Annotated in this window: 10 protein-coding genes; 2 read left to right on the top strand and 8 right to left on the bottom strand. The window is 50.1% G+C overall.

Features of this window, described 5'->3' with window-relative positions:
• The 5 genes from D7Z26_RS14080 to D7Z26_RS14060 all read right to left on the bottom strand — a co-directional run.
• Positions 1 to 4628: Ig-like domain-containing protein (locus D7Z26_RS14080; RefSeq protein WP_199731704.1), on the bottom strand; the 4628-nt coding region annotated here is incomplete at its 3' end.
• Between the two features lie 766 nt (positions 4629 to 5394).
• Complete coding sequence (locus D7Z26_RS14075; RefSeq protein ID WP_120977575.1) at positions 5395 to 12027, bottom strand: glycoside hydrolase family 3 N-terminal domain-containing protein; 6633 nt, start codon at positions 12025 to 12027, stop codon at positions 5395 to 5397.
• A 409-nt stretch (positions 12028 to 12436) separates the two neighbouring features.
• Positions 12437 to 14266 carry a DUF5050 domain-containing protein gene (locus D7Z26_RS14070; RefSeq protein WP_120977574.1) on the bottom strand — a complete coding sequence of 610 codons (1830 nt, stop codon included), beginning with the start codon at positions 14264 to 14266 and terminating at the stop codon, positions 12437 to 12439.
• Between the two features lie 175 nt (positions 14267 to 14441).
• Positions 14442 to 15389 carry an L-threonine 3-dehydrogenase gene (locus tag D7Z26_RS14065; RefSeq protein ID WP_120977573.1) on the bottom strand — a complete coding sequence of 316 codons (948 nt, stop codon included), beginning with the start codon at positions 15387 to 15389 and terminating at the stop codon, positions 14442 to 14444.
• Positions 15390 to 15406: 17 nt separating this feature from the next.
• Entirely contained in the window at positions 15407 to 16597 is a 1191-nt protein-coding gene (locus D7Z26_RS14060) for a glycine C-acetyltransferase (protein WP_120977572.1), read from the bottom strand.
• Positions 16598 to 16750: 153 nt separating this feature from the next.
• Here D7Z26_RS14060 and D7Z26_RS14055 point away from each other — a divergent pair, with 153 nt between their 5' ends.
• The gene (locus D7Z26_RS14055; RefSeq protein ID WP_120977571.1) at positions 16751 to 17302 is read left to right on the top strand and encodes a helix-turn-helix domain-containing protein; all 552 of its coding nucleotides are present in this window, start codon (positions 16751 to 16753) and stop codon (positions 17300 to 17302) included.
• A gap of 31 nt (positions 17303 to 17333) precedes the next feature.
• On the opposite strand, the gene rpoN is transcribed toward D7Z26_RS14055, so the two are convergent.
• From rpoN to adh, 3 genes are all read right to left on the bottom strand, one after another.
• Complete coding sequence (rpoN, locus tag D7Z26_RS14050) at positions 17334 to 18635, bottom strand: RNA polymerase factor sigma-54 (protein ID WP_158602305.1); 1302 nt, start codon at positions 18633 to 18635, stop codon at positions 17334 to 17336.
• A gap of 140 nt (positions 18636 to 18775) precedes the next feature.
• Positions 18776 to 19141 carry a DUF779 domain-containing protein gene (locus D7Z26_RS14045; RefSeq protein ID WP_120977569.1) on the bottom strand — a complete coding sequence of 122 codons (366 nt, stop codon included), beginning with the start codon at positions 19139 to 19141 and terminating at the stop codon, positions 18776 to 18778.
• A gap of 12 nt (positions 19142 to 19153) precedes the next feature.
• A complete protein-coding gene (gene adh / locus D7Z26_RS14040; protein ID WP_120977568.1) occupies positions 19154 to 20674 on the bottom strand; it encodes an aldehyde dehydrogenase in 1521 nt (506 codons plus the stop codon).
• Between the two features lie 236 nt (positions 20675 to 20910).
• On the opposite strand from adh, the gene D7Z26_RS14035 reads away from it, so the two are divergent.
• On the top strand, positions 20911 to 22662 hold the full coding sequence (locus tag D7Z26_RS14035; RefSeq protein WP_233566903.1) for a sigma-54-dependent Fis family transcriptional regulator: 1752 nt from the start codon (positions 20911 to 20913) through the stop codon (positions 22660 to 22662).
• Positions 22663 to 22705: the final 43 nt, after the last annotated feature.

Below are 22705 nucleotides of genomic sequence, written 5' to 3'. Positions count from 1 at the left end.
GTCCCCAGCACGTTGAAATGGTTTCTCAGCGAGCTTAAAGCATCGTCCGCCAAGGAGAGGGAGCCGTTGCTGCCGGTTATCGTGTTAAATTCCAGCACGTTCGGGTCGTAGTTCACGACGACGTTCATCGTCGTGAAGCTTGAGAGCAGGCTACTTACGCCAACGGTCAAGTCGAACGGCTGTTGCCGATAGACTGCGTCGGGACCGTTTAACGTGGCAACGGTCGCATTGACGTTTTGTCCGCTGATGGCGATCAAGGCTTCACCTTTCACGCCGGAGCCGTCGTTGGCAATCGCAATGACCTTCACCGTTCCGTCCTTCGCGGCTGTTAACAATCCTCCGGCGCCGATGGTCGCCAGATCCGTTGCCGTACCGTCGGCGTTTGCGACGGACCAGATGACAGATTTGTTATCCGCGTTCACGGGCAATACCGCCTCGGACATTTGCAACGTGCCGTGCAAAGCCGTGATAGCCGTGGCTCCGCCTGCTCCCGTAATGGCAATGGAACTAACCGGATTCCAATAAGGGATAACGGTGCCGCTCAAATTGAAATTCGTAAATTCCGCAGTTTTGACAGGGATAGCCGTATTTAACTTCCTGACGAAAACGCCGACTTTGGGATTCGATAACGCGAGATCGAAAGTATCGGCCACCTGAGTCCAAGAGGTTCCGTCGCTACTGTAGTAACCCTTGTAGATCGTTCCGGTTTTTTCGATTTTCAGATAGATATCCGCAGGATACACGAGGTCATCATAGTTTTTATCCGTTTGCGCAAGATTTGGGCTGCTTTTAATTTGTGAGAACCTAATCTGATTGACGCCAGGCGTACCGTTTGCTTGACGTCCTAATGTGATCGCATTGCCGTCATCTTGATAGACGATCAATCCGGCCCACTCAAAACCGTTCTTCGCATCGAACTTCAGCTTCGTGGAGATCGTGAAGTCGCCGGCGACGGGACCTCTCAGAAGAATATTGCTTGGTTTAGATCCGCCCCAGCTGCCTTCGATTGTCGTTAATCTCATGCCATTCGCATTATTGGGTACCGTCGCCCAATCTGCCTGGCTTTCTCTCACCCATGACCATCCGCCGGCCAATAGTACGGACTGACCGATTAGGTTTATGGTTTTTTCGCCTTTTACGCCGGAAGCGTCGTTAGCTGACGCAATCACCTTCACGGCTCCGTTTTTGAGAGCGGTTAACAAGCCTCCGGCACTGATCGTAGCCTTATCCGTTGCCGTACCGTCCGTATTCACGACGGACCAAGTTACCGTTGTAACGTCCGCATTCGCAGGCGCTACCGCGGCGGACATTTGCAGCGTGCCGCTTTTCGTTGCAATCGTTGATGCGCCGCCTGCGGAGGATACGGCGATGACGGTAACTTTCGTATATTGATTGCTAATCGTGATCGTTGCTTCGCCTTTTACTTCGGTACCGTCTTTCGCCGTCGCGATGACTTTCACCGTTCCATCGTCATGCGCGGTTAACAATCCTAAAGAATCAATCGTAGCCTTGTTCGTTGCCTTCCCGTCCGTTCCCATGACAGACCAGGCGACTTGCGTAATGTCCGCTTCCGCAGGCGTTACCTCGGCAGACATTTGCAGCGTTCCGCCTTTCGTGGTAATCGACGTTGCGTTGTTCGCTCCGGTTACTGTAATGGCCGTTACGGGTACGTTCGAGCCGGCAACTACCGTAATAACGGCTTTAGCCTTCAACGCGCTGCTGGCAATCGTTCCATTTACGGTAAAGACTCCCGCTGAAGCATATTGGGAAGGGTCGATGCTGTCCCACGTAACAGGTACCATTCTCGTACTGAGATCGTTGTACACTTGTGCGACTAACGCGGGCAATACGGGAGCTTTCTTAGCGATCGTGTTTATTTCTGCATCTTTAATATTTAAAATCGTTCTTGGAACGTAATCCGTCAGTCTCTGCGTTTGTCCTCCTGCGATTACGGCGCCGCCCATGTTGTTCACAATGTGAGTAATCTCGCTTCCGGACATACCGCTTAAGAAAACAGTCGTTGCATGATGGACTTTGACGCCTGGCTTATCCGGAACTTCTATTGCGCTTTCAAGCTTAACGGGAGCATCCCTGAAGAAGGAATACACCCCTACTCCATAAGCTTCATGTTGATTCACCGAGTCCGCGACTTTATAGCCTGCATAGCCCTTAACGGTGCCAAAGTTGCTCATCCAGCTTTCTTGATCCGGAACGTCGTAAGGAATTTCGCATTGATAAAAATACATCTTGCCGCGTTCGCCGTTCCAGACAGTCTGATACTCATGGAAATGCTCTACGAAGAGTCCATATACGGTGACGTCGTTTCCGTTAACGATCATCCCATTTGTGGTTAGGTTTGAATTCCATGCGGCACCTTCGCCATGATCCGCGCGCCATACCCAGAAATGGTCGCCGATGACATGGTTGCTGTTGATTTCGATACATTCTTTGGCTAAAGCAAGAGCATCTCCGCCCACTCTGAAGTACAGGTCGTGAAGAGATGTCGGATTCGCCGAGTGATCTGACGTACTGCCTTTGGGTCCGACTTCCAACAGAACAGGCGAGCTCTTCGACCCGGCTTCGAACAGAAGTCCCGCAATTTTAACGCCATCCACATCCGCGACTTGCATGGCCACGGATCCATTGTCCGAGTGCAAAGTAGCCAATCCTAAGCCGAGAACAACGGTGTTCGGATTCGTGACTACGATCGGTTTGCTTACATGATACACGCCCGGAGTAAGCAACAGGTGCTTACCTTGGCTAAGCGCGGCATTGACATTGTCTACATTGAAAGTATCTACGTCCGCGATATAGAACTGATCGATCGGAAGGGATGTTCCGCCCGCAGGTCCGTTTGCCCAGCTGGTTCCTAACGCAGCTTGTGAAACATTCGGGACAAAAACACTGTATTTATCGGACGCGTCAAGAGTGAGGAAAGGTTTCTCCCGAATAATCGGTGTTTGATCGACGATCGTATAGGCATTTGTCGGGTAGTTCTCAACAGGATTATTCGTGTTCCCGACAAGCGTCATATTCCAGAGCGAACCTGCCCATTCACCCCAACTGTTATTTCTGGAAAACCACTGCTGTTGCGATCCAGGAACCACTCTTCCATCGATTTTGGAATCGGATAGGAAGCCGCCGCTCGCCCACCCTCCTACATCATGAAGCGACAGATTTCCTTTGACGTGCAAACGTCTCATGGATGCGGCCTGTGATACCGCATATTTCATATCCCCACCCTGTGGGGTTATCGCGAGGTTCTCAATAGAACGCCAGAAGTTTTGGGTAGCATTGTGGTTCGCCATCCAGTTGGCATCAACCGTTACCCCGCCATTGATGTTAACATCGTCGGGCATTTTCCCCAGACCCGCTACATGCGTGTAGAAGCCCACTCTAATTGCAGTGCTGTATGTGCCTGGTTTAAAGAGTAGCGCATATCTCTCAGGACCGAATTGATTGGTTTCTTGTTTCGTGAACACGTTAGTAACGATCGTTTGAATGTCCGCTGCGGGCATTGCCGGATCGAAAACATAGACGTTCTTACCGAAGTCAGGCTGCGTTAATGCAGCAACGGCAGCGGATAACGTTGACTCTACGCCACCGCTTACGGATGAGACTTTGTAGTAATATCTAGTATTAGGAGACAAGCCCGTGTCTACGAAGTTGTACGTTGTAATAGCTGCGGCGTTCACTTTATGGAATGTTCCCTCGCTGCTCGCGGAACGGTATACGTTATAGCTTGTCGCGCCTGGTATAGTCGTCCAGGCCATGCTAACCGTATTTGTCGTCGTTGTACTAATACCGAATTGATCAGGCAGCGTAGTTGCGGGGACTGCCGCTGACATTGCCGATTCTCCGTCTATGCCTACCGCCGAAATTTTATAATAATATCCAGTGTTCGCAGGCAATCCTGAATCTACAAAGCCGGTTGAGGCAATCGCCGATGCGTTGACTTTAACGAACGTACCGTTGCTCGTTTTCGATCGGTATACGTTATAGCTGTCCGCTCGGGCTACGATCGTCCAGCTCAAAGAAACGGAATTCGTCGTCGCGTCGACCGCGGGCGTTGCGGGCGCATCCGGCGCGCCTAGGGAGGTGCGGATCCTGAACTTCTCGTTTGCTCCGACGGTCGTTGCCGTATTCGCGTTTAATATTTCGGTTGCCAGATCGACCGTCACATACTTATTCGTTTTCTTCGACTTTAAAGCGACCGTTCCATCCCCTTGCGTCTCGATAATAAACTTTTCGTACGAACCGGTTGAATTGCTCATTGTCGCATTGGTCGGCAGCAGAGCATTGGTTTGAACGACGACGGAAGGCGTGCCGTCTTTATAGTCGTTCACGGTGACGTACTTGCCGTTCGGCTTTGACTGAAAACCGACCGTACCGTCGGGAGCATTACTTGTATTTACGCCGTTTACCATTAAAAACGATTCCGCTTCTCCCGCTACCAGGCTGCTTGCAGTGAGCTTTTTACCATCGGAAGTGACAATTTTTGAGTTAACGGCTGCAGTTAGATAGGAATAATCTTTAGCGACATACGCATGAGTCACGCTTGGCGGAATCATGAAAGGGCTTACAAATAAAGATAAAGCTAGAATTCCGGATAAAACTTTCTTCAGCATTTACCTAACCTCCAACGAATGAGTTAGTCATGACTTTTTCTATAATGCTGATTGACTTAAAAATAAGAGTTTTAATGCACTGTTCTTTCTATTCTTTCGATCCGAATTGTAACTAAACTTTGAAATAGTATACAAAATGTATCATTGATAACATGTCTCTACAATCCTCTTTCTGTTGGGACTTAGTAGAGTAGAGGATTAAATGTCATATGTTGTCCGTGCCGCGAATATTTCCGTTAAGCTGTTCGAAACGTGACGGTACGGTCGGAGTTGTTCGTGAAAAAGTCAGCATGTACGGTTTCGTGAAAGGAGAAGTGGAAGCCTATGCAGATGTGGATGCGGAAACAGAAGTGCGGATGCGATGCGGATGCGGAAGTCTTGTCGCTGGCCGATTGAGAATCGGACCTGGACGTCACACTTGCCGATGGGGAAGATGAATTACCTTCAGCAACTACTTGTTCCTAATATTTTTCATTTGGACAACCCCTTAACAAAATTTAGTATCGGATATATTCCATTATAGGGCGTAAGGGATTGCACGATTAGATCCCATTCTTCAGCTTCTTCTGTAAATTCTTCCTGAGTCAGCGTCGACTCCGCATTCTCTATCTCTATTATCATGAAGCGGATCGCCGATTTTGTTCATTTGCTCTAATCATTTGTATATTCTACCGATTTGAGCCGCGAACAAATGTCTTTGATGCTCCTCATACAAAAAAGAGGCGCCCGGTCAGTCGGTACGCCTCTTTCCTATTAAATCCATTAATTAGAATGAATTCGTTTGGTGGAACAGTCTAAATACAATCGTTGCTGCCTCCGCTCTGGTCGCATCGGCTTTAGGCGCAAAATTCCCGTCCGTCTTGCCGCTAATAATGCCCGCGCCATGAGTAGCTGCAACCGCATCTTTGGCATAAGCGGACAATTGGGCCTGGTCTTTGAACGGAGCCGCATCTCCGTTATTAGTAAACGGTACATTCAGGTATCGTCCCATCCTGTAGATCATGACCGCCATTTCTTCACGGGTAATGCGATCGTTCACGCCGAAGGCACCATCCTGCTTGCCGTTTACAATGCCAAGCTTTTGCGCGCTAGCTACCGCGTTTGCGTACCATGCCCCCTCCTTAACGTCGGTAAACGTCGTCGTTGCGGTTAGATCGGCCAGATCGAACGTGCCGATAAGCATTTGGATGAATTCCGCGCGCGTGACGTTACCGGTCGGGTTAAACATGCTTTTGCCCGTCCCTTCAATCGAGCCCCTAGCGGCCAGCGCATAGATGCTATCCTCTGCCCATGCGGCCTTCGCCATATCGGAGAAGGTCACCTTGACATAAGCGGCCGAATATTGGCTGAAATGCTTCGCCTTAAATTCGACGCTGCCCGTCGAAGGATTATAGATGCCGTTCTTCACGACCTCCAGCTTGCCTGCATTGTCGATATAATAAATAACGATGTTGTTCGGTTTCTCGCCAGGTTTAGGAGTGTAAGGCAAGCTTACCTGAACTTCATTGCCCTTGAAGTTGCTGAGCTTGGTTCCGTCTATGCTCAGGCTGAAATCATAGACGGGGCTTCCGTTCAGTCTCGCTTGAACGTCCGCGGGCAGTCCTGTCGCGTTGACTATCTTAACGGAAAGGCGAATCGTTCCTGCCGTCGAAGCGCCGTTCCTGCCCAGCACGTCCGTGCTGATCGTAACGACAGCTATGCCCATATCCACCTTGATAGCTTTCAAGCTCTTGTCTGCGGCTAAATCGGGCGCAGGAATGTCTACGTCTACTTCTTTGGTGCCATCCGCCAGTTTCACGTCGATCGTTACCGTATGATTCGAAGTATTCCGAATAGCCGAATTGAAATCTTCCCGCTTCACCGTTGCCGTTGCAACGCCATTGGCGTCTGTGGTCGGATTAAGTACGACTTTACCCGACACAGGAGCGGGAGACGATGACGGACTCGGCGTAGGAGCAGGAGTGGGTGTCGGCCCGGACGACGTTACAGTAACAAGCACCGATGCCGTTTTACTGCCTTCAACCGTCGTAGCCGTAATCGTAGCTTTGCCGATTTTCAGACCCGTTACCTTCCCATAGTCATCTACCGACGCGATCGATGCGTCGCTAGATGTCCAAGTCACGCCGTCGTTGGAAGCTTCCGCGGGATCAATATTGACCAAAAGCTGATAGCTGTCTCCCGCAAGCAGCTCAAGCGTATTTTTATTCAGGCTGATACCGGCCAAATGAACGATAGCGCTAGGCGCGGCATAAAAAGCGACGAAACTGTCGGCCATGCCTGCTTTCACTGTAATAGCTCGGATAACCCGTCCGGACGATACCGCGATCGGATTCATATACTGCGCGCTATCCTTGGTCGGCAATGAGCCGTCCAAGGTGTAACGGATCGTAGCGCCATCCACCGAAGACGTGAGCTTCACCAAATCCGCGCCCGACGATGCCGTGCCCGACTTACTTGCCATCGGAGCCGGAGCCTTCACGACTTGGACTTCAGTCCCGTTCGTAGGTTCGAGCGATAACCAATCGAGGTTGAAGCCGTCTCCGTTGTCTACGATACGAATCGTTTGCGTGCCTGCATCCAATTGTATGACCACGTAAACTTCCGTGTAGTTCCCCCATCCGCCGGTAGTCGGCAGAACGACCGAACCTTTCGCTTGACCGTTCGAAAGGATCGAAGAGGATACGCCGCCTTGCGCCGTCGCATAACGAAGTCTTGCTTTGTAATATCCCGCTTGCGGGACGTTAACCAGATAATCGAAAGTGGAGCCCGCCACCGTGTAACCTAGATTATTGAGCTCGCTGCCGTATTGAATGACTTGCTGGCCAGCCGTTACGAAACTCTCGGCTTCTACCTTGATCGTGCCGTCTGCGCCAGGTCCCTGCGGCATAATCGGCGAAAAGTCGATTTGCTTGAGGTCGAATGCTCCTAAGCTACCGTAAATTCGGAAGGTTTGCTCGCCTGCAGGCAGGTCTATTGAAGTCCGTGCACCGACCCAATCGCCAGAATTGTATAGATAAGGAATCACGACGGATCCGAGCGTAGCGCCCTCGCCGGATTGCAGAAGGAATCCTCCGCCGTTCGGAGACGCAACCTTCAAGGTAACTGCATATTGGCCTGCAGTCGGCACGTTGATCTTGAAGTCGGCCCAGCGGCCTGTTCCGAAGCCCAACAGTTTTCCGTTTGCCACATCGGCCGATACGCCGGATAACTGATAATAGTCGACGGCTGCGATAGGAACCGCAATGGATAACGCATCCGTATGGTTGCCGGTGCCTGTCAACATTACGCTTCCGACAAGCGGATCGCTGTTCGAAGAATCCACGTAAGCCGTCACCGGCACGGTTACCGTTAGTGGCGTGTTGACAAAGTACGCCGTATGTTGATCCCACGCGAGTTTGATTGTCGCTTCGCTTGGGTTCTCCAGCGTCACGGCGCCTATGGTGATTCCCATTTTCTCTGCCTCGATGCCTAAAGTAATGTCGGCAAGATTATTCTCGTTAAACGTACCGCCGGTCAGCTTAAGCGTTAGGATCTTGTCATTCACGTCATATGCCAGTATTTGCGGAGACACGTCAAGCGTAACCGGATCGTGTTGCGTCTCTGGGATTACACGGTCCCATTTGTATGTGGCAACCGACTTGGCCGGCAGGGTAGCGGCGATTTGCGTGCCGTCGCTTACCAATTTGAATGTTTGCGCAGTATCGGTCTGGTTAATGACGATCGTTACGATTGTTTTCCGATCCGGACTCATGAAGGCAACGTTCGTTACGTTGTTCGTCGCCGAGCCATAGTTGCTATCGATGCGGATATCGTCCGGTCTTACGAATTTCGAGAAATTGCCCAATAAATAATATTCCGGCGTCAGCCAGTAGTTGTCCGGATTACTGGAATCCTGGATGACCATCGTCGGGTCGGGCGTGCCCACCCATTGATGCGTCGCGATGTCGCTGTCGAGCATGACGACCCAAGAGTTGTAGCTCTTAGCCCAGTTGCGGAAATACTGCGCGATCCGGTCTGCGCCCGCGGTGCCCCATACTGCGCGTTCCGTCATGTAGATGTTCTTATCCGGGTACATATCGTGTAGCTGCGTCATCGATGAAGGATCGCCGGCATAATCGTGGAACGCCGTGCCGTCGATGGCAGCTCGGTTCGACGGATCCGCTAGAAGCGGTGCCGGATAGTTCATCGTGTCGTTAAAGTTATGGTCGAAGATCCAGAGCTTCACATCGAGATTGGCGGCTACCAGCTTCTCGTGAAGCAGCTTCGCAAGTGCGGCTTCCTGCTGCCATGGCATCTTGGTGCTCGGGTAATCGATTTCAAGAAGCGGCTCGTTCTGAAGCGTCATTGCCGAAATATCGATGCCTTGCTCTTTGTAAGCCTGAATAAATTTGACGTAATAGTCCGCTAGAACAGGCAAATACTCGTCCTTCACTTGGCCTTTGATCATACTGTCCGTCGTCTTCATCCAGCCTGGAGGACTCCAAGGAGAAGCGAAAAATTTCATGTCCGGATTGATGGCTTTGATTTTCTGAAGGACCGGAATGATACCGTAATCGATATCCTTCTGAATCGAGAAATGTTCGAGATCGGGATCGGTCTCGCCGGCCGGCATATCGTCATAGGTGTAGAATTGGCGCGAAGTGAAATCCGCCGTGCCGATGGTGAGACGCGTCATGCTCATGCCGATGCCCTGGTCCTGGCTCACTAGCTTCGTAAGCAATTCGGTTTGTTTGGCGTCCGACATTTTCGTGATGTTGAATATCGTCGATTCTTCCATGGAAGAGCCCATGCCCGCAACCGTCTGATAGGTTTTGTTAGGATTGATTTTGATCGTCGGGACATCGGCATCGTTGCCGACCTTCGTCAGATCGAGGTTCTCCTGCTGCTGAGTCAGCTGCCTCTCCTCGTCGCCAGGCTTCCAGAGCGGCGCATAATACCAGTTTCGATTCGCGCGTTCGCGTTCCCCCGAAATCCAGCTCTCAACGGCGTCTTCTTTGACAACGGTCTGCGGCGCTACCACACCGCCTCCGCCTCCGCTTTGCGCGGGGGCAGGACTGAACCCTTTGGAACCGAACCAGTTTAAGTTGATATTGCCTCCCGTAAACTGAAGCTTGATTTTCTGGATGCCCGCGGTTAGAGGTACGCCCGTTACAGTCTTCGTCGCCCAGTTCTGCCAGCCGCCCGTAGTCGTAACGGACAGAGTACCCAGTTCGTTACCGCTTGCGTCGAGCATTTTCAGACCGGTAGGGTCGCCGTTCACCGCATAACGGAAATCGACGTCGAAGGTTCCGCTTTGCGGAACATCGATCATGTACTCCAACCATGCTCCAGCACTCGTGTATCCGATATCTTTGCCTTTGCCGACATCGGAAGTGTCCTCCGCCTGCAAGCCGCCGGATTGGGCGATATAGTCCTCCGCTTCAACCTTCACATATGGATCCTGTTGGCCGGGTTTATCCGGAATGGCCGGTAAAGCCGGCGTTTCCGTTGCTTTGTTCAAGCCGTATCCGTAGTTAAACAGGACGTACTTCGGATCAAGATCGGACTGACCCGCCATGGGGGTCGTATACGCTTCGGTATAGAACGGCCAGCGAACCGGCAGCTTCCCCGTGAAGTCTTTATTCCCGAACAGGACATCGGCAACTCCATCGCCTTCCGTGCCGGGAAGCCAAGCTTCTACGAGTCCCGCCCAGTCGTTAAGACGGTCGCTAATCATAAGCGGTCGCCCGGAAACGAGTACAACGATGGTCGGCACCCCGGAAGCTTTAATATTATCCAACGTTGCGAGATCTTCCGCGTCTAGCTTCAGCGAATTCAGCGAGTCGCCGCTACCTTCCGCGTAAGGCGTTTCACCGATGAAAGCGATAGCGACATCATTACCTGCCGCGCCGCGGCCGCCTTTGTTATAGGTTACGGTTTTCGTGCTGCCGACTGCGTTTTGGATGCCCTTCAGAATGGTAGTACCCGGCGTCGTATTGCCTTTCGCGCCCTGCCAAGTAATAGACCAACCACCGGACTGGATTCCGATATCGTTGGCGCTCTTGCCGGCTACGAAAATCTTACTCATGTTAGATAGCTGAGATAGGATCGGCGCACCGTTTACGTTGTCGTTCTTGAGCAGGACGAGCGACTTGGCGACGGCGTCGCGCGCCAGCAAGCGGTGATCCGCCGAGCCAAAAGTCGAAGAAAGGCTCTGATCCGTCATCGGATGCTCGAACGCGCCGGATTCGAATTTCACGCGCAATATCCGTTTTACCGCATCGTCTATACGGGCTTGCGTGATTGCACCTTCGGTGACAAGCGCTTTGAGATTGGAGAGAGTGTTCTTCCAATCGGAAGGCATCATCATCATGTCAACGCCTGCGTTAACGGCAACGCGGATCTGGTTCTTCAGCCCGCTGACCGCGTTGCCGTCCCAGTCCTTCGTTATCTGTTGCACGCCGTTATAGTCCGAAATGACAAAGCCGGTAAAGCCCAGCTGTCCCTTCAGAACATCCGTGAGCAACCGCTTATTGGCATGCATCTTCAGTCCCTGGATGCTGCTGTAAGAAGCCATGACCGTCCTAACGCCTGCATCTACCGCGGCCTTGTACATCGGCAAGTCAAGCGCAAGCACTTCCGCTTCTGTCATGTTGGAAACGTTGCCCTGGTTAGTTCCGTTATCCGTCAGGCCTTCGCCCAGAAAGTGCTTCGCCGTGGCTACGACATGGTCGGTGTTTTTGAGTTGATCCTTCGTCGTGCCTTGAAGCCCTTTAATGAACGCCGCGCCCATTTGGGCTACCAGCTCTTGATTGTCTCCGAAGCCTTCATATGTACGGCCCCATTGAATGTTTTGCGGATCGGCGATCGTTGGGGCGAATGCCCAGTTCGTGCCCGCCGCTTTAATTTCCTGGGCAGTCGCAACGCCGATTTGCTCGACGAGTGCCGGATCGCCCGCCGCTCCTAGCCCGATATTGTGTGGAAACAGCGTTGCCCCGACCAAGTTGCTATTGCCATGTATAGCGTCAACCCCGTATAGGAGCGGTATTCCGAGACGCGTAGACAATGCCCCGGCTTGATAGGAGTCCACAAGAGAAGCCCATTTCTCGCGCGTGCTGTCCGATTGCTTTCCGTTCGGGAAAGAACCGCCGCCGCTCAAGACAGAGCCAAGTCGGTAGGTTTGTACATCCTCCGGTGTAACGGAAGCACGCTCCGCCTGCACCATCTGACCGATTTTTTCATCCAGTGTCATCCGTCCGAGCAAGTCGGTTATGCGGGTTTCCACAGGTAAAGAGGCGTTGAAATACGGCACGAGCGTCCCGTTAGCTTCAGCTGACGCGTGGGGTGCCGGTAAAATGCCTACGATCAAAGAACTAGTCAGTAGCATAGCCGAGATTGCAGAAAGTCTGCGCTTCAACACTTAGGTACTCCTCCTTCAGGGTCTAGTATTTTTGAAATATCGTAGCACTTTATGAAATCGTTTACATGATACATGAAATAAAAATCATTAGCAATCATCTCCATAGCACTAGAAGAAACAGCTTGTTTTGGAGGAAAAACTCGGAATTTGCAGAGGCAGTTTAAGAGCTTATTAGAACAACAATCAATAAATACGTTGATATAACTGGTTTTTTCAAAATATTAGTTCCAACATGAATCCAGGTTACGTGCGGAGGGCAACAGGACTTAATACCTGAATTTTTTTCGCATTAACGACATAATTTATGAAATCGATATCATTTTTTCTTATACTTCGATTTTTTTAGCTGTTGGTTTCCAAAAAAAAAGTCCCGACTTAATTCTTTGTCGGGACCTAACCTCTTAGATCTTCAATTTGTCGCAGGCGCTTGTGAACGATCCCATGTACGGGACGCGGACATAAAGTCATCGCTGACTTTATAGTAAGTGTATCTCACATATCCCGGCATGTTCGGGACCGGATCATCCCAAGTCGTATCCACTTGGTAATAGCGTCCGTCGATGGCGACTACGTTCCAAGCGTGCCCCCCTACCGTTGTTCCATTGTTGGCTTCGCCGACGACAAAGTAGTTTTCAATTCCGAGTTGATCGAGAAAAAGCTTGAGCGTTAGCGCATAGCCCTGGCAGACGGCCGTGTTTTTAAGAAGAACGCCATATTCCGAGTAAGAATCATCTGGTATGGTATCGTTCAAATAGTTGTCGTAGTCGTACGCGGTATTCAAAACAATGTAGTCATGTACAGCCTTTAGTTTCTGGTCATCTGTCATTGTAGGCGCGATGATCTCCTGAATGACTTGCTTAGCTTTGATCAAGGCCTCCTCATACTTATGCAGGCTGATATGATCTTCTGGTATGACGTAGGGAATTCCATCCCGCTGGGCTTCTACTAGCTGGCCAACCGACGTGACGTCCACTCTGTCGGAACCGAGCTTTACGCGATGATGGCCGTCAAGAGAGACTTGGTAAATTGCTGATTGAACATCGTCGCGATAATAGAAGGATGAGCCAACAATCAACGGATCAATGCTGCCGCCGAAACTATTTTCCGCGATCGTGAATAGTTTCTTCGGCTGGCTTCCGTCAAGCTCTGCCCGGTAGATGCTATACCCACGGTCTGAGGAAAGATAATCTACGTAATAGATCCCTTTGTCTGAAATATAGGATACCAAGCCATTCAAAACCTTCGTTAAGCCGGAGCCGTCAGCTCGAATTCGTACTATCGATTCATTTTCGCCTAACTCACTGAAGTATACATACCCGTTAGCCACATAAAATTCGGGGAATTGGAGTTTGGTGATATACTGGCTTTTCTTTTGTCCGAGCTGGGCACGATACAATTTGAAGTCGGAATCCTCATACACCATGTAGTAGATCCATCCATCCGACAATTCGAAACTCATCATGTAATCCGTATCGAATACCTGCTGATCCTTCGTCCCATCGGTCAGCACTTTGCGGATTCCGTGTCTTCCGCCGTAATAAACCCAATTGCCCGCGATTGCAAATTTGGTTGCCAATTCATAATCTCCGGATAGCCTGGTAAGGTTCGTGCCGTCGTTCTTGATTTTGTAAAGCGAATACTCTTTATCTAGGTTACAAAAGTATAACCAATCGCCTTTCATTGAAAGCGAGAGAGCATGCCCCTTAAACAGTACGATCCGCGATTTGGGATCGCTTTTTTTCACCCGCTCGATCGGCCCGCCCAGGCTGAGATACTCGCCGAGTTTGATCTCGTATCTGTATTCGTTATCCTCTTGAATGTAGCTCCCGTGGGCCATGTTCGAATCGGTCGTTGCGGGAATATACCGTTCGTCCAGCTTAGGTAGCAGCGCTGTTTTCGGCAGAACTTCTATCGTAATTATGGATTGGCCGGTGTACCCTGCTTGGTTCGTTTTTGCTGTAATGTTGACTTTTCCAGCAGCAACGCCCTTGACCGTACCCGTGGGACTGACGGTAGCAATCTTGTTGTTGCTTGAACTAAAGGCGATATTCACTTTAGGTTGGGTAGAAACCTTCAAATTCAATTGGCTTCCCACTAAAACTTGACGCTGGCTTGAGGCGAACACCAGTGCAACCTTCTGTGTGGAACTGCTTTTCGCTGTTGCTGCCCATGTCACCTGCGGAATCATGATCAATGCTGTTAAAAGGAACAAGACTGCGGTTTGCAATCGTTTTTTCAATGGGGTTGCCTCCTAGAGTGCAAAGCGTTTACTTGTGTCCTAATTTTCGACGTTATTCAATTATTTTCCTGCATATTCGTCTTGTAATCCAAAAATTGATTCTTGGGTTGAATAGGATTACACAGAAAAATGCACCTCCTAGAATGTTCTAAGAGGTGCACTGCGTTGCGAATTCTTAGACGACCAACCTGCTTGCAAGATGCGAAAGCATGTCATCCGTCATTTTGTCCAGATCGTACGCTGCCTGGAAGCCCCATTCTTCTTTGGAAGCGGAACTGTCGATTGAATCCGGCCAGCTATCCGCAATCGCTTGCCTCACCGGATCGGAATAATATCCCAGTTTAAAATCCGGAATATGTTTTCTTATTGCGGTTGCGATCATCTCCGGATCTATGCTCATAGCCGATATATTAAAGGCATTTCGATGCTTTAGGCTGGACGCATCCGCTTCCATCAACTTAATGATGGCTTCAATCGCATCCGGCATATACATCATATCCATGAAGGTGCCTTGCTTAATATAAGAAGTGTAGCTGCCTTTGGCTATGGCTTCGTAAAACATTTCTACCGCATAGTCAGTCGTTCCTCCCCCGGGCGGAGCCGTGTAGGAGATCAGACCCGGGAAGCGAAGCCCGCGAGTGTCTACGCCAAATTTATGGTAATAATAGTCGCATAATAATTCGCCCGAAACCTTGCTTACTCCGTACATCGATGTGGGTCTTTGCATCGTATCCTGCGGAGTATTGTTTTTCGGCGTCGTCGGACCGAAAGCGGCGATCGAGCTTGGCGTAAAGAGCCGACAATTCAGCGACTTGGAAACCTCCAACGCATTGAGCAGTCCCCCCATGTTCAAATGCCAAGCCAGTAGAGGTTTCGCCTCCGCGGTCGCCGACAACAATGCGGCCAGATGTATAATCGTATCTACTTGATATTTATTGGCGATGTCATGCATCGCTTGGCCATCCGTTACGTCAAGAATTTCATAAATACCCGAAGACTCATTTAATCCATCCGCTTTAATATCCGTTGCGATTACGTGATCTATATTGTAAATTTGGCGTAATCTAGCCACAAGCTCCGTTCCGATTTGTCCGGACGCTCCCGTAACCAAAATCTTATGCATAAAATAAATCTCCTTCCCTAAATCAAACCGAGCTCTTTGCCTACAGCTTCATAGACGGCTAATACTTCTTCCAGCATTTCCTTGGTGTGACCGGCCGTAGGCATATTCCTGATTCTTCCTGTCCCTTTTGGAACGGTAGGGAATACGATCGCCTTCGCATATACGCCTTTCTCATAGAGAAGTTTGCTGAATAGCTGCGTTTGTTTCTCTTCCCCTATGATACATGGAGTGATCGGAGTTTCGCTTTTGCCTGTATCGAAGCCCAGCTCGGTGAGCCCTTTTTTCAACACATTCCCGTTTTCCCATAATCGGTCCATTAACGAAGGCGTGTCCCTGATAATGTCGATTGCCGCAATAGCGGGACTAACTGCTGCCGGCGGTAATGCGGTCGAAAATAAAAACGGTTTGCTTCTAGCCTTCAGCCAATCGATTAAGTCTCGTTTGCCGGCTACATATCCCCCGACAACCCCGATCGCTTTGGAAAGCGTACCGATTTGAAAGTCCACTTGATCGGATAGACCGAAATGCTTTACCGTTCCCGCGCCCTTTCCGAGTACGCCGGAACCATGGGCATCATCCACATAAGTAATGAGATCATACCGAGCTGCAATTTCAATGATTTCCGGAAGCTTGGCAATATCCCCGTCCATGGAAAATACGCCGTCCGTAATGACCATTATTTTTTTATACAAACCCGATTCACGCGCTGCCTTAGCCTTCGCGCTCAAATCGTCCATGTCGGAATGGTAGTAACGGAGGATCTTGGCTTTGGATAATCTACAGCCTTCAATGATCGAGGCATGATTTAATTCATCGGATAAAATAGCATCGGACTGATCCATTACCGCGGATATGGCCGCCATATTGCAATTGAACCCCGACTGATAGACGACAACGGCTTCGGTCTGCTTAAATGCCTTCAGCTTTTCTTCAAGCTGGATATGGATGTCTAACGTGCCGTTTATCGTGCGGACTGCTCCTGCCCCGGCTCCGTATGTTTTCGCCGCTTGAACCGCCGCTTCAATTAATCTTGGATCAGTGGCTAACCCTAAATAGTTGTTGGACGATAAGTTAATAAATTCTTTTCCCGAAATCGTGATAATAGGAGCATTCGCTCCTTGTATGGTGTCAATCACATTGTATAAACCTTTGCTTTTTAGCTCCGCCAAATTCTCCGTCAAAAATTGCTCTAATTGTTTACTTGACAAGTTGGACCCCTCCTCGGACGCACTCTAATTTAAAACAATTCGTCATACGCTATAGTATACATACGTTTATTATAACGCACAATATGAAAGTAAGAAATCGACTTTTAGCGTTATTTACGATACGATAATTAAAAAATGATAATAGAGGGAATTATGGAACCTATACATGTTAAATTGGGCAAAAATTTAAAATCTATCCGCAATAGCAGAGGCTACAGCTTAGATAAAGTGGCTGACTTAACCGGAGTAAGCAAAGCGATGCTTGCGCAAATCGAGCGGGGAGAGTCCAACCCTTCGATTTCGATCATTTGGAAAATCGCCAACGGACTTCATCTATCTTTCACTTCATTAATTGAAGATCAAAGTCCCGCTATTTCTATTGTCTCCGCAGAAGATGTGGACCCTTTACTGGAAGCAGGCGGCGCATTTCGTTCTTATCCCCTTTTTCCCTTCAACCCTCATAAACAATTCGAGATTTACCTGGTCGAGATGGACCCGGGCTGCACGAACGAATCGGAGGCCCACAGTGCGGGAGTCGAGGAATACGTTATGATGCTGGAGGGCAGCTTGGAAATAACATTCGACGGACGCGTCTATCCTATTCATGCTAACCATTCTCTTCGGTTCGCAGCCGATCAACCCCATATTTATAAGAACAACACGCAGAGCATTGCGCGTTTCCATGCGCTCGTCTACTATCCTTGACAAATGATTAATCAGCTTGCCTCGCGCATTATTACTTGTTTTTCCTCCGCGTAGAGGACTGCAGGTTCATCTGTTCTCTATACTTCGTTACCGTTCTACGCGAGATCAGTATCCCCTCGCTATTCAATTGCAATGCGATCTGTTGGTCGGATAGCGGCGAGGCTTCCTCTTCTGTCAAGATACACTCGCGCACTCGTTCTTTAATATATATAGCCGAAACTGTCGTTCCGTCAGCGTGCTTTATGGAGGACGAGAAGAAATGCTTAAGCTCGAAAAGTCCCCATGGCGTTCGAATATACTTATGGTTAACGGTTCGGCTTATCGTCGATTCATGCACTTGTAAAGTTTCGGCGATTTGCTTCATGGACATCGGCCGAATCGAGGAGGAGCCTTTCTTGCAAAACTCCGCCTGCAGCTCGAAAATAGCGCCCGCCGTTTTCAGCAAAGTCGCCTTCCTTCGCTCGATACTATCCATTAGCTCCTTCGCGGCTTGCCAGTTTTTTTTCAAATAACGATGGACATCCTTCGAAGCCTTTTGCTCCATCAAGCTCATATAAGAATCATTTATCGTAATGGCCGGTAGCCCGCCGCTTTCAAGGGACAATTCGTATTTCCCTGCAACCTCAATAAGCTGAAGATCAGGTAAAATATATTGCGGCTTTTCCCTGACGTATAAAGCCCCTGGCTTAGGATTAAGCGAGCTGATTTTTACAATGGCAGCCTTAATATTCGCAACCTCTGTTCCGTATTTCTCCGCTAACTGCCTGAGTCTTCCTTCCGCGATGCTAAGTAAATCATCCCGGACTAGGCTCATGACGAGCTGATCATCTTCCTGCTCTTGCTCCTGATGCTGCAGTTGTAGGAGAAGGCACTCCGCTAAAGTTGAAGCCCCTACACCGTAAGGCTCTAAGCCTTGTATGACGCTTACTGCCTCGCTTACTTGCCTTAAAGAAGCGCCCTTTAACGCGGAAATTTCATCTATGGAATGCAAAAGATAGCCCTTCTCGTCCAGATTGCCGATGATCCATTTGCACAAGATCAAGACATCGGGAGAGAGCTTCATGTAGGTGACCTGCTCAAGCAATACCGATTCTAAAGTAGCCTCGCTAGAAAGGTCGGCATTAAGCCACCAATCTTGTTCAGAGCCGCCGGCATGACGAGTTGAAGGGATATCGTTAGCGTGCTGCAGCTCGATAAAGGGATTATCAAGCGACTGCTGCTGAATAAATTCATTTAAATCCAAGGAGGACATGTGCAGAATTTCCATGGATTGACGCATCTGAGACGTAAGCAGCAGCTTTTGTTCTTGCAGGGCCGTCTGCGAGATTTCCATGTCCATCCCCTCCTCCGAATTTTTATTGTAAACGCTTACCGCCATTATATTCAATGATTGATTGCAGAAGCTATAAGAAAATAAACCCTGCTCCCTTCGTCACCGAAGGAAACAGGGTAATTGTTCAAGCAAATCAAAAGCTAAAGACCCAGTACTTGCCGCTCCTCGTCCGTGAACATTCTCGAGCGAGTCAGAAAGCGTTGACCTTCCGGTCCTTCAAGCGAGAACATCCCGCCTCTGCCGGTCACCACATCGATGATGAGCTGCGTATTTTTCCAATAGTCATATTGGGCTTTGCTCATATAGAAGGGGGCGCCGCCAATATCCCCGAGCCATACGTCGCTATCGCCGAGCAGAAACTCCCCCTGTGCGTAGCACATAGGAGAGCTGCCGTCGCAGCAGCCTCCCGATTGATGGAACATGACTGGGCCATGCTTGGCCTTTACCGTTTCGATTAACGCCAGAGCGGCGTCAGTCGCGACAACCTTGCTCACTTCCGTCGTCATCGTAAGTCTCTCTTAGAAGAAGCCCAGTGCATCCGGGCTGTAGCTGACGAGCAGGTTTTTCGTTTGTTGGTAATGCGAGAGCATCATTTTGTGATTCTCGCGGCCGATACCCGAGCTCTTATATCCGCCGAAGGCTGCATGGGCAGGATACGCATGGTAGCAGTTGGTCCATACGCGGCCGGCTTGGATACCCCGACCCATCCGGTAGGCCAAGTTCATCTCCCGCGTCCATACGCCTGCGCCAAGTCCGTAAAGCGTGTCGTTGGCGATCGCCAGCGCTTCTTCCTGATCCTTGAACGTAGTGACGGAGACGACAGGTCCGAAAATTTCCTCTTGGAAAATTCTCATTTTGTTGTGACCTCTCAGCACGGTCGGCTGAATATAGTTGCCTGCGGACAGATCTCCGTCCAGTGTTGCCCGAGCTCCGCCGATTAGGCATTGCGCACCTTCCTGTGCTCCGATATCGATATAGCTCATGATTTTCTCGACTTGCTCGGTGGAGGCTTGAGCTCCGATCATCGTATCCGTATCCAGCGGGTTGCCTTGCTTGATGGCGGCGACACGTTTCAGAGCTCTTTCCATAAATTGATCGTAGATCGATTCTTGGATCAAAGCGCGTGAAGGACAGGTGCATACTTCCCCTTGATTCAGGGCGAACATCGTAAAGCCTTCGAGCGCTTTATTGAAGAAAGCATCATCGCGCGCAAGCACGTCCTCGAAGAAAATGTTAGGAGACTTTCCTCCCAGCTCTAAGGTGACAGGAATCAGGTTTTGCGAAGCATACTGCATAATTAAGCGACCGGTTGTCGTCTCGCCGGTAAAGGCGATCTTCGAAATCCGACTGCTCGAGGCCAGCGGTTTGCCGGCTTCAAGGCCGAATCCATTGACGACATTGAGTACGCCCGGAGGCAGCAAATCTTGAATAAGCTCCAACAGCACGAGTATGGATGCAGGCGTTTGTTCGGCAGGCTTCATGACGACCGCGTTTCCGGCCGCAAGAGCCGGAGCTAGCTTCCAAGTCGCCATGAGCAGCGGGAAATTCCACGGAATAATCTGACCGACGACTCCGAGCGGTTCGTTAAAATGATAAGCGACCGTATTGTCGTCCAATTGGCTAAGCGCGCCTTCCTGTGCGCGAATGGTTCCCGCGAAATAGCGGAAGTGATCGATGGCCAGCGGTAAATCTGCCGCTAACGTTTCACGAACCGGCTTGCCGTTGTCCCAGGTTTCGGCAACCGCAAGCATTTCCAAATTCGCTTCCATGCGATCGGCGATTTTATTCAATATGACAGCACGCTCCGCAACGGACGTACGGCCCCATTCATCCTTAGCCGCATGCGCCGCGTCCAATGCCAGCTCGATATCCTCCGAGGTAGAGCGCGGAACCTCGCAAAAAACACGGTTATTGACAGGCGACACATTGTCGAAGTATTGGCCCTGTACAGGCGCAACCCACTGTCCGCCGATAAAGTTCTCATAGCGTTTCTTAAACGTAACCTTTGATCCGTTTTGTCCGGGTTGTGCATAAATCATATTGCTCAGCCTCCTTAAAATGGATTACGCTAATTATATAAGCAAGAATCGTGCCAACGCAGGAATTGTCGTTAGAACAAGCTATTTTGTAAGCGCTTCAATTCGATTGTTCCTTTCTGAGACAGCCGAAGTGTTCCATTTCGGTACATTCTTATTTCCAGTTCTCCCTTAACAAAAACAACTGTGGTATGATCGGGTTAGAAATACCGAAGATGGAGGTGTTTATTTTGCTTTCAGTGGAAAATAACTTTCTATCCGAAGCGGCGGCGTTATCTTGGAAGCGCTGTCACGAACTAGGATTAAACCCGGCAGACCCTTTTGACGACGACGTCTTAACCGGAAGCCGCATACAAGCTCTCTTGAGGCAAAATGAGCAAACCATACAATACGCGGAGCAAATATTCGAACAAATGAACGTCGGCATCAAACAATCCGGCCAGATGGCGTTGCTGATCGATTCGGAAGGAACGATCATACACACGGCCGGGGATGCGGATTTCTCCCGCAAGGCAGTTACCGTACAACTGCAGGTAGGAGCCAATTGGGCGGAGCAGCGCAAAGGAACGAATGCCATCGGGGTCGCCCTTGCGGAGAAAAAACCCGTACTCGTGCATGCCGAAGAACATTATTTTAACTCTAACCATTTCTTGACCTGCGCCTCGGCTCCCGTCTTTAATTCAAGCGGCGAGTTGATCGGCATTATCAACATTAGCGGCAAACGCGAGCATTACAACGCCTATACTTCTATGCTTGCCTGTATGGCGGCATCCTCGCTGCAAAATAAAATCCTGTTGGAACAAGCCAAGAAAGAGCATCTCGTCACGCTAAGAGAGCTCAACCATACCGCGCAAATTCATCCACTCCCGTTGCTCTCTCTGAGTCGGGATAACCTTATTCTTGGCGCAAACCATGCGGCTATCAAAATAGTCGGAAGCGACGCGATCGGCAAGGAGTTTAAGCAATTGGAAGGTTTCTCGGTCGAAACCATTCACAATGAGCATCAGAAAGTGTGGCAGTCCGTCTCCATTCGCAAGCAGGCGGGGAATGAACAGCGTTTGTATACGTTTAAGGATATCGTCGGCACGTGTCCGACGATCCTTCAGAAAAAAGAGCTTGCCCGGAAAGCGGCCGCGACCGACTTCCCTATCTTATTGTTGGGCGAAAGCGGCGTGGGAAAGGAATTATTCGCGCAATCCATTCATACCGCAAGCAATCGGTCGGCGGAACCGTTCATTGCGTTGAATTGCAGCGCCATACCCGACAATCTCGTGGAGAGCGAATTGTTCGGATACGCGCGCGGCGCATTCACGGGAGCGAACAAGGATGGTAATACCGGGAAATTCGAGGCCGCGCACAAGGGAACGATTTTCCTGGACGAGATAGGCGACATGCCTCTGCGGGCTCAAGCTGCTTTATTGAGAGTGCTGCAGGAGGGCGTGATTACTCCGGTAGGCAGCACGAAGAGCAAAGCGATCGACGCAAGAGTCATTGCCGCTACGAATAAGGACCTGGCAGCGGAAGTGAAGGCCGGTCGGTTCCGGATCGATCTGTATTACCGGCTGAAGGGGATTCACATTACGCTGCCGGCATTGCGGGAAAGAAGCGATATTGTGACTTTAGCTCTCCATTTGCTCCAAAAGCACGCTTTCCCGCGTCCATCCTTAACGGAAAACGCGCAGCATAAGCTGTTAACCTACAGCTGGCCGGGCAATATCAGAGAGCTTAACGGCATCCTTATGCAGGCGGTCTTCCTAGCCGGAGGACAGGCGATCGATGCGGAGCATCTTTCATTCGAAGCAACCGATAGGGCCGTACAGGATGAATCGGACGAAGATCACCAGCTTACGTTAAAGGACGCGGAAATCACGGCGATCAAGAAGGCGCTGAAAGCCGCGGAATGGAACCTAAGCAAGGCGGCCGGGCAGTTGAAGATCGGCAGAACGACTTTATATCGTAAAATCGAGGAGTATGGCATCGCGTTATTTTAACGCCATAGATAAGTTGAAGGAGCACCCGAGAGGTGCTCCTTTG

It is taken from the genome of Cohnella endophytica (assembly GCF_003628305.1).
GTDB lineage: Bacteria > Bacillota > Bacilli > Paenibacillales > Paenibacillaceae > Cohnella > Cohnella endophytica.
Note: the sequence above shows the minus strand (reverse complement) of the source record. Positions and strands in the feature narration are given on the sequence as shown.